The organism is Flavivirga jejuensis (assembly GCF_030540765.1).
GTDB lineage: Bacteria > Bacteroidota > Bacteroidia > Flavobacteriales > Flavobacteriaceae > Flavivirga > Flavivirga jejuensis.
Map to the genome: position 1 here is coordinate 811,741 of NZ_JAUOEL010000002.1, position 15,183 is coordinate 826,923.

At 32.5% G+C, this 15,183-nt stretch carries 9 protein-coding genes; 4 read left to right on the forward strand and 5 right to left on the reverse strand.

The features are described 5' to 3' along the window. Positions 1-667 precede the first annotated feature (667 nt). The 4 genes from Q4Q40_RS08420 to Q4Q40_RS08435 all read right to left on the reverse strand — a co-directional run bounded on the left by Q4Q40_RS08420 (position 668) and on the right by Q4Q40_RS08435 (position 6,264). Complete coding sequence (locus Q4Q40_RS08420; protein ID WP_303301343.1) at positions 668-2,062, reverse strand: glycosyl hydrolase family 8; 1,395 nt, start codon at positions 2,060-2,062, stop codon at positions 668-670. 71 nt (positions 2,063-2,133) lie between these two features. Next, positions 2,134-3,600 carry a magnesium chelatase gene (locus Q4Q40_RS08425; RefSeq protein WP_303301344.1) on the reverse strand — a complete coding sequence of 489 codons (1,467 nt, stop codon included), beginning with the start codon at positions 3,598-3,600 and terminating at the stop codon, positions 2,134-2,136. A 293-nt stretch (positions 3,601-3,893) separates the two neighbouring features. Then, positions 3,894-4,253, reverse strand: coding sequence for an endonuclease domain-containing protein (locus tag Q4Q40_RS08430; protein ID WP_303301345.1), 360 nt, complete (start codon positions 4,251-4,253; stop codon positions 3,894-3,896). A gap of 880 nt (positions 4,254-5,133) precedes the next feature. After that, positions 5,134-6,264 (reverse strand): vWA domain-containing protein, encoded by a 1,131-nt coding sequence (locus Q4Q40_RS08435; RefSeq protein WP_303301346.1) that lies wholly within the window; start codon positions 6,262-6,264, stop codon positions 5,134-5,136. A gap of 109 nt (positions 6,265-6,373) precedes the next feature. On the opposite strand from Q4Q40_RS08435, the gene Q4Q40_RS08440 reads away from it, so the two are divergent. Next, entirely contained in the window at positions 6,374-9,598 is a 3,225-nt protein-coding gene (locus Q4Q40_RS08440; protein ID WP_303301347.1) for a VPS10 domain-containing protein, read from the forward strand. A 2-nt stretch (positions 9,599-9,600) separates the two neighbouring features. Beyond that, complete coding sequence (locus tag Q4Q40_RS08445) at positions 9,601-11,550, forward strand: S9 family peptidase (RefSeq protein WP_303301348.1); 1,950 nt, start codon at positions 9,601-9,603, stop codon at positions 11,548-11,550. Between the two features lie 55 nt (positions 11,551-11,605). Here the strand turns inward: Q4Q40_RS08445 and Q4Q40_RS08450 are convergent, their stop codons facing one another. Further along, positions 11,606-12,283 carry a Crp/Fnr family transcriptional regulator gene (locus Q4Q40_RS08450; RefSeq protein ID WP_303301349.1) on the reverse strand — a complete coding sequence of 226 codons (678 nt, stop codon included), beginning with the start codon at positions 12,281-12,283 and terminating at the stop codon, positions 11,606-11,608. 106 nt (positions 12,284-12,389) lie between these two features. On the opposite strand from Q4Q40_RS08450, the gene Q4Q40_RS08455 reads away from it, so the two are divergent. Continuing rightward, entirely contained in the window at positions 12,390-14,765 is a 2,376-nt protein-coding gene (locus Q4Q40_RS08455) for a heavy metal translocating P-type ATPase (protein ID WP_303301350.1), read from the forward strand. Positions 14,766-14,994: 229 nt separating this feature from the next. Beyond that, entirely contained in the window at positions 14,995-15,183 is a 189-nt protein-coding gene (gene ccoS / locus Q4Q40_RS08460; protein ID WP_303301351.1) for a cbb3-type cytochrome oxidase assembly protein CcoS, read from the forward strand.

Consider the following 15,183-nt stretch of genomic DNA (forward strand, 5'->3'; position numbering starts at 1 on the left):
TAAGATTTAGATTAATTAATATGAGTTCGATTTAAAAACAAGCATATTTTAAGTAATAAAATCCACTATAATGATTGGTATTTGTCACCTTGAGAGTGTCGAAAGGTTTAAAAAATTGAGTGTTTTTTTATAGGTTTCGAGTGTGATCAACCTTACAAGAGAATATAAGTGATTGATTTTAAATTAAAATGTATTCATCGCTATATTGAGCTCACGTTAATTAAATACGTTATCTTAATATTTGGTGAATACGCACTTGTTTTACGATTGTAAAAAAGTAATATTTTAACATTTTAAATAGTATATCTTCAGTTTTTTACTTAAAAAAATAAAAAATATCATTGTAAATATATATATTATATAAACATCCCTATAATACTATACTTACAGATTATTAACTTTTTTTTACAATAAATTGACCAGAACTAAACCATAGACGGAAGTCCAAAGATTCGTTTTGGCAGACTAAAAGTTTACTTTGTGACATACCAAAATAAAAGAATAAACATGTTAAAACTGAATTTCTGTGAATTCGTGAAACCTGCCAGTCAAAAGGCTGATTCGTGTCAAAAATTCTTAGAAGCTGAAAAGAGAAGAAACAAAAACGCATAGATCAAATTATTGAACTATGCGTTAAAAATATTAAAAGTTGAGATACTGTAAAGATTTATAACTTAACAATCTTAAAACTTTCTTTATTGATATTTAAAAAATAAATACCACTACTTAAGTGAGAGATGTCTAATTCTATTTCAGAAGTATTAACTATTTTACTAAGTAACTTATTTCCTTTAACTGAAAACAGATTAATTATTCTCTGTTCTGGAACTCTAAAACTTATAAATAAGTGATCTGAAACAGGATTAGGATATATTTCAAAAGGCATATCATCCAATTCTATAACACTTAAAACAGGTTCGTTTAATGGATTATAAGTATTACCTGAAAGAGCAAACATATAGAGCGCTCTTAATGTGGCTCCAAAATAGGCACTTGTAGATTGATTCTTTAACTCAGTATAACCATTATCTACAAAACTTTGAGTATTTGAAGACATGGCCGCAGTAGCATAAGCACCAGTAAACGTTGGATCTTTGTAAGTTGTATTGATCGCAACACCAGCTTGATTATAACCTGGATATATTTGATCAAAACCACCTTTATTTGTAACAAAATCGTTGCATAAAACCGAATAATCTAATGCTTTAGAATTACCATACCACACATAATCTATCGCTATTCGCCATGGTGTTCTGGCAGCATCATAATAATAAGATTTTCCTTCATCATAAGCCCAAGAGACTATGGCTGAATAATCGCCATCTGCTTCACACCAATCTGATACTAAATTGTAGGCAGCACTGTGTTTAGACAAATTAGCATTAATAATATCATAACTTTTATCGGCAACGGCATTCCAAAACGTTATATCGTTTGTATAATCTCCAAACACTCTAAAATAACCTGTTGTAAAGTATGATGGATTTGTATTAACACTTCCACCCCAGGCATCACCTGGTTTTAAAATATTTGTATTTGCTTCAACTTCATGATTTTTTATAGCAGCTATTAAAGTTTTTGCATCATTTTGATAATTTATAGCACCTGTATTTCCCCAACGTTTTTCTGCTACAATCAGGGCTATGGCAGCATCTAATTCTGCATCGGTAGCACCATTTTCTCCAATAACGTTAGAGCAAGCATTTATTTTCCAGTTCATAACACCGTTAGTATTAGAAAAGTCTTGATAATAAAGCCATAAGCCATCAAAAAGTTCTTTATCATTTGCATAGGCAGACAACAGCATGCCATAGGCTACGCCTTCTGAAACTGTTTCGGTAGGCGTATCAAATTTTATTCTATATCTTCCATTCGTGCATGGTGTTGCAAAAGCATTTCGCCATGCTACATAGACATCATATAAATCATTAGCTTGAATATTTGATGGTTGTATACCATAGTCATAATCTCTGTTCAAAAAATTCACTTCTGAAATTTGGGCATTAGAAAAGTTCATCAATAAAAGGAACAGGCAAACAGCTGTAGGATAACGTTTGTTCATAAGTAGGTTTTTATTTATGAATATACGTTACTAAATCATAAAATAGATTTTACTGCACCATAAATTCTATTTTAAATCCCATTTATAAAACTTCCATAAGGATCTTTAAACTGAATCCCCTCAGTAAATCTTTGTTTAGTTAATTGCTTAAGTTCTACTAATGCCCAAAGTATAAATTCCTTTACAAAATAACTGTCTTCTTTAGATATTTTAGGCTGATATTTACCCAACAGATCATCTAAAGGAGAAATAGCATCTAATAAACTTCTATATTCTTTATCACGTAGATCGTCTAACAACTCAAAACCATCTTTCTGATTAAAAAACCAAGATATAATATCGTCATAAGGACTTTCATCTTCTTGTTTTTTTAGTTTTTCAATCTTCGGAAAAAATTCATTGAACAAATTTTTAATTGCTGCTCCTATTAAATTATAAGCAACCATTGCTGCTCCCTCCTGCTCCCCTTCATAAACCAATTCTACCTTTCCTGTAATAGATGGAATAATACCAACAAAATCACTTAAACGTAACATCGTGGTTTTTTCTCCAGATATTAAAGCCCTGCGCTCGGCTGTACTTAGCAAGTTTTCCAGTGCCGTAATGCTCAATCGGGCACTTACGCCACTTTTAGCATCAATAAAATCATTTTCACGAGCTTCAAATACAATTTGTTCTAAGAGGTCTCTTGCTAGGTCTGGAACTAAAACCGTTTGTTTTTGTCCTTCTACCAATCTGGCTTCTTGTTCTGTTATTAATCTAGCCGTTTCAATATCTATTGGGTAATGGGTTAATATTTGAGAACCAATTCTATCCTTTAAAGGGGTTACAATACTCCCTCTATTGGTATAATCTTCAGGGTTTGCCGTGAATAAGAATTGAATATCCAATGGTAATCGTAATTTAAATCCTCTAATTTGAATGTCCCCTTCTTGCAAAATATTAAACAAGGCTACTTGAATTCTTGCTTGCAAATCTGGTAGCTCATTAATTACAAATATGCAACGATTTGCTCTTGGTATCATACCGTAGTGGATCACTCTATCGTCTGCATAACTCAATTTTAAATTAGCTGCTTTAATAGGATCTACGTCACCAATAATATCAGCTACCGTAACATCTGGAGTTGCTAATTTTTCTGCAAAACGTTCACTTCTATGCAACCATGAAATAGGGGTTTTGTCTCCTTTTTCTTTTATCAATTCTACTGCAAATCTAGAAATAGGATGTAATGGGTCATCATTAATTTCAGAGCCCTCAACATAAGGGATATATGCATCTAATAAATTCAACATTAAACGAGCTAAACGCGTTTTTGCCTGTCCTCGCAATCCTAAAAGATTGATATTATGACGTGATAAAATGGCACGTTCTAACTCAGGAATCACCGTATTTTCATAACCGTGAACACCTTCAAAAGTTGTTTCTTTATTCTTTATTTTCTCAATTAGATTGCCTCTTAATTCATCTTTTATAGATTTAGATTGGTAGCCTGCTTTTTTTAATTCACCGAGTGTTTTTATACTTTCTATATTCATATTTTTTATTTAGAAAAAAAGGAGATAGATAAAAGAAACCTGACTTAATTCTCATTGTCTGTATTCTCCCCTCTTTTTTCTTTTCTCTTTTTCTTGTTAATTTTTTATTCTTTTAAATACTCCACTGAATGATTTTTTTTTCTTATTATCGTGTTTTTAACCCTCCGAATTTTCATTCTGAAAATCCACCTCCCTTAAAAATAAGGGAGGAACAAGTACTATTTATATTTTTAACTTCCTCTAATACGTTTTTTTCTATTTGTTTCATAGTTTAATCTAAAAAAAGAGGTGTTTTATTTAAAATGTTCTTTTATTTCCATAAATACAGATCCTAAATTTTCAAAAACCATTTTGTTTTCAAATCTTATTACTGTATAACCTAATTCTGTTAAATATTTTGTTCTTTGATCGTCCTTTTCTTTAGCTAATTCATTGTTATGAACTTCACCATCTAATTCAATTATTAGTTTTTCTTTAGAACAATAGAAGTCTACAATATAGTTTTTAATACTGTGTTGTCTTGTAAAACGTCTTCCTTCAAATTGTCTTGATTTTAAATGTTTCCACAAAAAAGCTTCAGCTGGTGTTAAGGATTGCCTTAATTCTGCTCTTCTTTCTTTTAGATATTTTAGTGAATGTATTTTTTGTTTCATTATAATATGTTTAACCCTCCGGATTTTCTTCTGAAAATCCACCTCCCTTAAAAATAAGGGAGGAACAAGTACTATTTATATTTTTAACTTATTCTAATACAATTCCTTCTATTTGTTTTATAGTTTAATCGTTACTGCTCTCCTCTTTAATTAAAGAGGAGATGAATTTCGATTTTTTTTAAATCGGAAGAAAGAGGTGTTTTATTTAAATATTCTTTCTACTAGTTTTATTGTAATACTTTAACGAATCTATTTTTTCTTTCATTATAGTATGTTTAACCCTCCGAATTTTCTTCTGAAAATCCACCTCCCTTAAAAATAAGGGAGGAGCAAGTACTATTTATATTTCTAACTTCCTTCTTCTAATCCTTTTTTCTATTTGTTTTATAGTTTAATCGTTAATGTTCTCCTCTTTAATTAAAGAGGAGATGAATTTCGGTTTTTTTAAATCGGAAGAAAGAGGTGTTTTATTTAAATATTCTTTCTTCTAGTTTAATTGTAATATTTTAACAAATGTATTTTTCTTTCATTATAACATCTTTAACCCTCCGAATTTTCATTTTGAAAATCCACCTCCCTTAAAAATAAGGGAGGAGCAAGTACTATTTATATTTTTAACTTCCTCTAATACATTTTTTTCTATTTGTTTCATAGTTTGATCGTTACTGTTCTCCTCTTTAATTAAAGAGGAGATGAATTTCGATTTTTTTTAAATCGGAAGAAAGAGGTGTTTTTAGTTACATATTCTTTCCACTAGTTTGATTATAATATTTTAACGAATGTATTTTTCTTTCATTATAATATGTTTAACCCTCCGAATTTTCATTCTGAAAATCCACCTCCCTTAAAAATAAGGGAGGAGCAAGTACTATTTATATTTCTAACTTCCTCTAATACGTTTTTTTCTATTTGTTTCGTAATCTTCAAAAATCATTTCACCTAATCCTTTTATACCCGTATAAAATGCTTTCCCTTGGTTGGCATAGGTAAACTCCCTTACAAACTGCATCAAATAACTATCTTGTGCAATCATAAACGTTGTAATAGGAATATGTAAACGTCTTGCTTGTTGCGCCATGGCATAGCATTTATTGACAATATGTTTATCTAACCCATTGCTATTTTTATAGTACTGACCATCTGGTAAACGTAAACAACTTGGTTTTCCATCGGTGATCATAAAAATTTGTTTGTTGGTATTTCTTTTTCTTCGGAGTAAATCCATTGCTAACTGTAAGCCTGCCACAGTATTGGTATGATAGGGTCCTACTTTTAAATAAGGTAAGTCTTTAATTTCTATCTGCCACGCATCATTTCCAAACACTAAAATATCTAAAGTATCTTTTGGATACCGCGTTGTGATTAATTCTGCCAACGCCATCGCTACTTTTTTAGCTGGTGTAATTCGATCTTCTCCATAAAGAATCATACTATGACTAATATCAATCATCAAAACAGTACTCATTTGCGATTTATGAAGTGTTTCTTCAACGACCAAATCCTCTTCAGACAAATTAAAATCTCCAATCCCATGGTTGATCTGAGCATTTTTTAAACTTTCTGTCATAGATACTTTATCCAGAGCATCACCAAATTGGTAGTTTCTAAAATCGCCCGTATGCTCGTCACCAACTCCAGGACTTTTACTTTTATGGTTTCCTTGTCCGCTACGTTTAATCTTACCGAATATATGATCCAATGCTTGCTGACGAATAGCGCGTTCCGTTTTTGCTGTAATGGCCATTCCCCCTTTGCCATCAGGATCTATCTCTTCTTTTATGTAACCTTTCTTTTTAAGATCTTCTATAAAATCATCAATGGTATAATCGGCTGTAGTAAGTTTGTATTCTTTATCCAATTCCCGCAACCAATCGATGGCTTCATCAAAATCACCCGAAGTATGAGTGATGAGCTCTTTGAACACTTCAAAAATTTTATCAAATGGAGATTGGAAAGGTTTTTCGTACTTTTTAAATACAAATCCCTTCCTTATTGTTGTATTATTTATCATAGCTGTATAAAAATACTATATTTTTTCCATAATAGAATAGCATTAACATCTCATTAAGAGTCTCACATCAAGTTTTTATTATCTTTATTCCACCCAATTAAAATATATAATGAAACAAACAAGTTACCTCTTGATACTACTAGTATCATTTTCTTTATTCTCCCAAGAATTCTCAATAGATTTATTAAAAAACATGACACCACGAAACATTGGCCCTGGCGGCATGTCTGGTCGTGTCACAGCAATTGATGTTGTAAATTCCAATCCAGATATTATGTACGTGGGTACTGCTTCTGGAGGTTTATGGAAATCTACTTCTGGGGGTATTAAATGGCAACCTATTTTTGATGATGAGGCTACAGCTTCTATTGGAGCTATTGCTATTCAACAATCAAATCCAAGTGTTATTTGGGCTGGAACGGGTGAAGGAAACCCTAGAAATAGTTTAAATGGCGGCTATGGGATTTATAAATCATTAGATGGCGGAAAAAATTGGATACTAATGGGTTTAGAACAAACACGTCATATATATCGTATTGTTATTGATCCAACAAATCCAAATACCGTTTATGTTGCAGCTATTGGTTCCCCGTGGGGCATACATCCCGAACGTGGCGTTTTTAAAACAACCGATGGTGGTAAAACCTGGAATAAAATTTTATTCATTAATAACAAAACGGGTGCTGCCGATTTAGTTATGGATCCAACAAACCCTAATAAACTCATTGCTGCCATGTGGGAACATAAAAGAGACCCTTGGTATTTTAATTCTGGTGGTGAAGGTTCTGGATTACATATAACACATGATGGTGGTGAAACCTGGAAAAAAATAACTGATGAAGATGGTTTACCAAAAGGGAACTTAGGACGTATAGGTGTTGCTATTGCTCCAAACAACCCCAATACTATTTATGCGCTTATTGAAGCTAAAAAAAATGCCCTCTATAAAAGTGAAGATGGCGGTTTTATATGGCAAAAAATAAATGATAAAAGCGACATTGGTAATCGTCCTTTTTATTATTCTGAAATCTACGTAGATCCACAAAATGAAAATCGTGTTTACTCCATATATACCTATGTTAATGTTAGTGAAGATGGCGGGAAAAACTTTTCACAACTTATGCCTGCTTATGGTGCTAATAATGGTGTGCATCCAGACCATCATTCCTGGTGGATAAACCCTACCAATGGTGATTTTATGATAGACGGTAATGATGGCGGTTTAAACATTACTAAAGATGGTGGTAAAACGTGGCGTTTTATAGGAAATTTGCCTGTTGCGCAATTTTATCATATTAACGTAGATAATGATATTCCATATCATGTTTATGGAGGCATGCAAGACAATGGTTCATGGAAGGGACCTGCTTATGTGTGGCGCGCACAAGGCATTAGAAATTCTTACTGGCAAGAAATAAGTTTTGGTGACGGTTTTGATGTGGTTCCAGATAAAGAAGATTCTCGTTTTGGCTGGTCTATGAGTCAACAAGGTTATGTAAGTAGATACGATGCTGAGACTGGAAATAATTATTCGGTAAGACCAACACATCCCGACGCCAATGTAAAACTCAGGTTTAATTGGAACTCGGCTATCAATATCGATCCTTTTAATTCTAGCACACTCTATTTCGGAAGTCAATTTGTTCATAAGTCGACTGATAAAGGCTTAACATGGCAGATTATTTCTGAAGATTTAACAACCAACAATCCTGAAAAACAAAAACAAAGTGAAAGTGGCGGATTAACCATTGATGCAACGGGTGCAGAAAATCACTGTACTATTTTAGTTATTGAACCTTCTCCTTTGGAAAAGGATATGCTTTGGATTGGTACAGACGATGGACGTGTGCATGTCACTCAAAATGGTGGACAAACTTATACCGATGTTACAAAAAACATTAAAGGTTTACCTTCGGGAAGTTGGATTCCACAGATAAAAGCATCCAATAAAAATAAAGGTGAAGCCCTTTTAATAGCTAATGATTACAGGCGTTTTAATTACACTCCTTATGCCTACAGAACTAAGAATTATGGTAAAACATGGCAACGCATTGTTCATACTAAGGATGTAAAAAGTTATACATTATCAATAGTGGAAGATATTGAAAATCCGAACCTATTATTTTTAGGAACAGATGATGGCTTATACATATCATTAGACGCAGGGAATAAATGGGTCAAATGGACAGAAGGCTTCCCTACAGTGCCTGTAAAAGATCTAGTTATCCATCCACGTGAACATGATTTAATTATTGGAACTTTTGGGCGTGCTGCATGGGTATTAGATGATATTCGTCCATTACGAGCCATAGCAAAAAATCAAGAAGTTCTTAATCAAAAATTAGAATTATTTCAACCTCCAACAGCATACCTAGCCGCTTATCAACAACCTACAGGAACCCGATTTGGTGCTGATGCAATATATCATGGAGAGAACAGAAAAGCAGGCGCCCAAATATCCTATTATGTAACCATTGATAAAAAAGAGGCGTCTAATGACGATAAAGAAGAAGAAGAAGAAGAAGATGAAAATGAGACCCTAAGTCAAGTTCAGGATGACGACAAAAATCTAATCAAATGGGATTCATTAACTATGAAAATTTATGATGGAGACCGTTTAATAAGAACATTAAAGCAAAAAGCTCCTAAAGAAACAGGGATACATAAATGGACTTGGGCCATGAATGAAAAAGGACCAGATAGAGCTTCTAGAAAAATTAATAAAAGTAAAAATGAACCTAGAGGCGTTAGAGTGAAGCCTGGGACTTATAAAATAGTATTGAATTTTGGAGACTTAACCTCAGAAGAAATGATTACTATCAAAAACGATCCACGTTTAAATAAATCGGATCATGCAATCAATGAGGTATACAATGCTTTAAAGGATATTGAAAAAATGACACAAACCATGGCAGATGTTGTTAAACAACTTGTTGAAAGCAAACAAACTGCTAAAAAATATCAATCCGATTTAAAAAAATTAGACAAGGAATTGTACAAAGATCAAATAAAGGCTTCAAAGAATATTACCGAGAAGATTGATAACATTATTAATCTGTTTTTAGGAAAGGAAGACAAAAGACAAGGCATAACTCGCAATCCAGAAGTTAATATCAGTCAACGTATTAATATAGCAAATGGTTACGTTAGATCTAGACAAAATGGATTAACAGAAACAGAAACCATATTACTAGAACACGCAAAAAAGGATTTAAAAAATGGGATCGACAAAACAAATACATTTTTTAATGAAGACTGGAAAACCTACAAAAATTTAGTAAAAGACATAAACCTATCCCTATTTAAAGATGTAAAATCATTTAAAACCAATTAAATATGAATAAACTAATAAGCTTAGTATTACTGGTTTTGTTTGCTTCTTGTAAAAAAGACAGCCAAACAAAAGAAGTCGCTCTTAATTTAAAAGAGTACACGATTGAACAGTTCATGGATAATGAAGCTGTGGGAGGAGGGAGTTTTTCTCCAGACAAATCAAAATTATTAGTCTCTAGTAATCGATCTGGAATTTATAATATGTACACTGTTCCTACAACTGGAGGTGATTTTACGCCTATAACGGTTTCAGACTCTTCATCAATTTTTGCCATTTCTTATTTTCCAAATGATGAACGTATGCTGTATAGAGCCGATAGTAATGGTGATGAAATTTATCATTTATATTTACGAGACATAGATGGTACTATTTCAGAACTAACACCAGATGAAGGCGCTAGAGCTTCCTTTTACGGTTGGTCTCACGATGGAAAAAGCTTTACTTATGGTTCTAATAAAAGGGACAAACGCTATATGGATGTTTATGAAATGACCATTGAGGATATGTCGTCCAAACTAATTTATCAAAACGATGAAGGTTATAATTTTAATGCTATTTCAAGCAACAAAAACCTCCTGGCTTTTAGTAAAACCATAAACACAAACGATAGTGATATATTTATTTATAATCGAACAGATAAATCACTCACCAAAGTAAACGACAATCAAAGTAGTAATTCTGCTGAAGATTTTTCTTTAGACAACGAAACTCTTTATTATACGACAGATGATGGTGCAGAGTTTTCATATGTCATGAAACATAATATCACTACAGGTAAAAAGGAAAAAGTTTTAGAAAGGTCTTGGGATGTAAACGGTATTTATTTTACTCATAATGAGAAATACATGGTCAGTTTTATAAATGAAGATGCTAAAAACGCCATAGAAATAACAGACATGGCTTCGGGTAAAAACTTAGAACTTCCAGATTTTCAAAACGGTAGTATAACCAGTGTGGGTATTTCCAGAGACGAAACGACGATGCGTATGTATGTTGGAGGTTCTAATAGCCCATCAAATTTATTTATTTATAACCTTGGGACTAAAGAACAGCATCAACTTACTAATGTCCTTAATAAGGATATAGACGCAAATCATTTAGTAACAGCTAAAGTGATTCGATATAAATCTTTTGATGGTGTAGAAATTCCTGCTATTTATTACTTACCACATCAAGCATCTATTACAAGTAAAGTACCAGCCCTTGTTTTAGTACATGGTGGTCCTGGCGGGCAAAGCAGACAAAACTTTAGTTCTCTAACGCAATACCTTGTTAACCATGGCTATGCAGTACTAGCTGTCAATAATCGTGGTAGTAGTGGCTATGGTAAAACATTTTTCCAAATGGATGATCTAAATCATGGTGAAAAAGATTTACAAGATTGTGTAGAAGGCAAAAATTGGCTAGCCTCACAACAAGAGATTGATGCTAGCAAAATTGGTATTATGGGCGGCTCTTATGGTGGATACATGACGATGGCCGCATTAACTTATACACCAGAAGAATTCGCCGTTGGTGTCAATTTATTTGGTGTTACTAACTGGATGCGTACCCTTAAAAGTATTCCGCCATGGTGGGAATCTTTTAAAGAAGCACTTTATAAAGAATTAGGAAACCCGCACACAGCAGACTCAATAAGGTTGCATAGAATATCTCCTTTATTCCATACCGATAAAGTAACCAAACCTTTAATTGTTTTACAAGGCGCCAAAGATCCTAGAGTTTTACAAGTAGAGTCTGATGAAATCGTTGCTGGTGTTCGTAAGAATGGGATTCCTGTAGAATATGTTTTGTTTGAAGATGAAGGGCATGGTTTTGTAAAAAAAGAAAATCAAATTGAAGCTTATAGTAGTATTCTTAAATTTTTAGATACGTATCTTAAAAAAGAAAATGCACCCATAGATGGTGAAATGACTATAAAAGAAATAGAAGCGGAAGCGCCGACAAACTAAGTAAAACAAAAAACGCTCTGAAAATTTCAGAGCGTTTTTTTATAATTTTATATAGCTATTCAATCCGTTTTAGACCATCTAAACTTTCTATCTTTATTTGCTTTCCTATAGTAGAAATAAGACCTTCTTTTTTAAATTGAGATAACACCCTTATAGCAGACTCGGTAGCAGTACCAACGATATTGGCAAAATCTTCACGAGATAACAAAACACTAAGTGTGCCATCTGGATTAACGCCAAAACTATCATGTATATATATTAAAGCTTCTGCCAAACGTTGTCTTACAGATTTTTGAGCCATATTAACGATAATATCATCTGCCTCCCTTAAATCATGCGCCATATCTTTTAACACATCAAATGAAAACTTTGGGTTCTTTTGAAGGTCCATAATGATTTCACTTTTAGGTATAAAACAGACTTCCATATCGTTTAAAGCGGTTGCCTGTAAATTAGAATTCTCATCAGAAATAAGTGAACGTTGTCCCAACAATTGTCCTTTTACAACCATTTTAACAATTTGATCTTTGCCATTTTCGCTTAATTTAGAAAGCTTACAAATACCATCCTTAACGCAATACACGCCATTTACAGCATCACCTTCTTCAAAAATAACAGTGCCTTTTTTTATAGTGTATGAGGTTTTACAATTAGAAATACGCACTAACTCATCTTTAGTCAACGACTTAAGCGAATTAAATTGTTTGATAATACATTGTTCGCACTTGCCCATAATAATTAATTACTCAGTATGTAAAAATAAATAAAACATGACAATTATCATATTAAAACAGCTATTAACTTTCAACCTTTGTATAAGGTATAAATGAGCAAATAAAATGAGCAATAACACATGTTTTCATTGTGGGTTAGATGCTACATCCAATACAATCATATTTGATGATAAGTCATTTTGTTGTAACGGCTGTAAAACTGTCTATGAAATTTTTTCTGTAAACGATTTAACGTGTTACTACGATTTACAACAAGCCCCTGGGGCAACTCCCAAGGATATTGAAGGCAAGTACAATTTTTTAGATAATACTAAAATTGTAGAACAATTACTGGAATTTAATAACGACAATACTCAAATAGTCACCTTATACATTCCGCACATTCATTGTAGTTCCTGTATTTGGGTTCTTGAGAACTTAAATAAATTAAATCCGTCGGTAAATTCGTCTATTGTCAATTTTGGTAAAAAAAATGTTCGCGTTACTTATAACAGTGAATCACTTACATTAAAAAACTTAGTTGCTTTATTAAGTAGCATTGGTTACGAACCTTTTATAAGTTTAGACGATTATAGTGTTGGTAAAAAACATATAGATCGATCCTTAATATACAAATTAGGAATAGCTGGTTTTGCCTTTGGAAATGTAATGTTTTTATCATTTCCAGAATACTTTCAAGTGGATGGTTTTTGGATAGAAAAATATAAGCATCTATTTAGATGGTTGATGTTTTTGTTTACACTTCCTGTTGTTTTTTATTCCGCACAAGATTATTTTATTTCCGCTTTTAAAGGACTTCGATCTAAAATTTTAAATATTGATGTCCCTATCGCTTTAGGTGTTCTAGTATTATTTATAAGAAGTTCTGCTGAAATTATTTTCGATGCTGGATCTGGTTTTTTTGATAGCTTAACAGGGCTTATCTTCTTTTTATTGCTTGGGAAGTTTTTTCAACAAAAAACGTATACTTTTTTATCTTTTGAGCGTGATTACAAATCGTATTTTCCTATTGGAATTACAAAAATAGCAGCAGAAGGGACAGAAGAATCCATACAAGTGTATGATATTGAAAAAGGCGATCGACTACTTATTAGAAACGAGGAGCTTATTCCTGTTGATTGTATTTTAATAAAAGGAACTGCGCGTATAGATTATAGTTTTGTAACGGGTGAAGCTAAAACAGTTTCTAAACAATCGGGCGACAAATTGTTTGCAGGAGGTAAACAGCTGGATGGCAGCATAGAAGTAGATGTATTAAAATCGGTTGAACAAAGTTATCTAACACAACTTTGGAGTAACGATGTATTTAAAAAAGACAAAGAATTATCGTTTACAAATATTACCAATGGCATTAGTAAGCGCTTTACCATTGTTATTTTATTAATAGCATTAATAGCCACCACATTTTGGTTATTAACAGACTCTAGTAAAGCATTAAATGTTTTTACTTCGGTATTAATTATAGCATGTCCGTGTGCCATTGCTTTGTCTGCTCCCTTCACCTTCGGGAATATATTACGTATTCTGGGGAAGAAAAAATTCTATTTAAAGAATGCCAGTGTTATTGAGCAATTAGCTAAAATAAACACCATCATTTTCGACAAGACAGGTACCATAACTGCCAATAAAGAAACGTCCATAAATTATGAGGGCGCTCAACTTTCCTTAGATGAAGAAACATTATTAAAGAGTACGTTACGAGGTTCTAATCACCCATTAAGCAGATCGTTATATGATATCCTAAATAAACATGATATTCTCACATTAGATACTTACGAAGAATTTTTAGGAAAAGGTATTGAAGCGAAATATAAAGACCATAATATAAAAATAGGGTCAGCGCCATTTGTTGGCTATACAAATGATACGGCAACGTTAAACACAACCGTTCACGTTAGTACCAACAACAAATATAAAGGCAAGTTTACATTCTATAATGCCTACAGAAAAGGAATCTCTCAGTTATTTAACACTCTTAAAAAAGAGTATGATCTGGTTATTCTTTCTGGTGATAACGCAGGTGAAAAAGAGAACTTAACAAAACTACTCCCAACTAAAACAAAGCTACTTTTCAATCAAAAACCAGAAGACAAATTAGAATACATTAAATACCATCAAAATGAAGGTGCCCATGTCTTAATGGTTGGAGATGGACTAAATGATGCCGGTGCACTGGCACAAAGTAATGTAGGTATTGCTATTTCAGAAAATGTGAATGTTTTTTCTCCTGCCTGTGATGCTATTTTAGATGCATCCAAATTCAATCAATTATTTAATTATATAAAAATATCTAAATCAGCTATAAAAATTATTCAATGGAGTTTTTTACTCTCATTCATATATAACAGTATCGGACTTTATTTTGCAATTACAGGACAGTTAGAACCTGTTGTTGCTGCTATACTAATGCCGCTTAGTTCTATTAGTATTGTCGCATTTACAACCATAGCAACAAACATTGTGAGTAGAAAATTAAAATAGTTGTTACACATAATTTTCACAGAGATGCACTGAGGAATATAAATTGAGGAATATTAATAAAACTTGTAGAGAATACACGAATGTTTTTACTTAAAACGCTCTGTGAAACTCTGCGAAAACTCAGCGAAACTCTGTGCAATAATTTTAAAACATAATTAACAGAACATGACAAAAGTCATTTTTTAACAATAGATATGAAAGTAATTTTGAACCATAACTTCAAGTAGGTATGAGTGTTATTTATATTTTATTAGCTATAAGCATTATTGTAGCTGTTGGTTTTTTTATAGCTTTTATTATAGCTGTAAAAAAAGGACAGTACGACGATAGTTACACCCCATCTGTAAGAATGTTATTTGAAGACGAACTCGTTAAAGAAAATTCCAATAAAACAACAATACTAACCAAAAAAGAATAA

What these genes read in the sequence shown, in the direction of transcription:
- ccoS (WP_303301351.1), top strand. Translation starts at nt 14,995, where the DNA reads ATGAGTGTTATTTATATTTTATTAGCTATAAGCATTATTGTAGCTGTT.
- Q4Q40_RS08430 (WP_303301345.1), bottom strand. Translation starts at nt 4,253, where the DNA reads ATGAAACAAAAAATACATTCACTAAAATATCTAAAAGAAAGAAGAGCA.
- Q4Q40_RS08420 (WP_303301343.1), bottom strand. Translation starts at nt 2,062, where the DNA reads ATGAACAAACGTTATCCTACAGCTGTTTGCCTGTTCCTTTTATTGATG.
- Q4Q40_RS08445 (WP_303301348.1), top strand. Translation starts at nt 9,601, where the DNA reads ATGAATAAACTAATAAGCTTAGTATTACTGGTTTTGTTTGCTTCTTGT.
- Q4Q40_RS08425 (WP_303301344.1), bottom strand. Translation starts at nt 3,600, where the DNA reads ATGAATATAGAAAGTATAAAAACACTCGGTGAATTAAAAAAAGCAGGC.
- Q4Q40_RS08455 (WP_303301350.1), top strand. Translation starts at nt 12,390, where the DNA reads ATGAGCAATAACACATGTTTTCATTGTGGGTTAGATGCTACATCCAAT.
- Q4Q40_RS08435 (WP_303301346.1), bottom strand. Translation starts at nt 6,264, where the DNA reads ATGATAAATAATACAACAATAAGGAAGGGATTTGTATTTAAAAAGTAC.
- Q4Q40_RS08450 (WP_303301349.1), bottom strand. Translation starts at nt 12,283, where the DNA reads ATGGGCAAGTGCGAACAATGTATTATCAAACAATTTAATTCGCTTAAG.
- Q4Q40_RS08440 (WP_303301347.1), top strand. Translation starts at nt 6,374, where the DNA reads ATGAAACAAACAAGTTACCTCTTGATACTACTAGTATCATTTTCTTTA.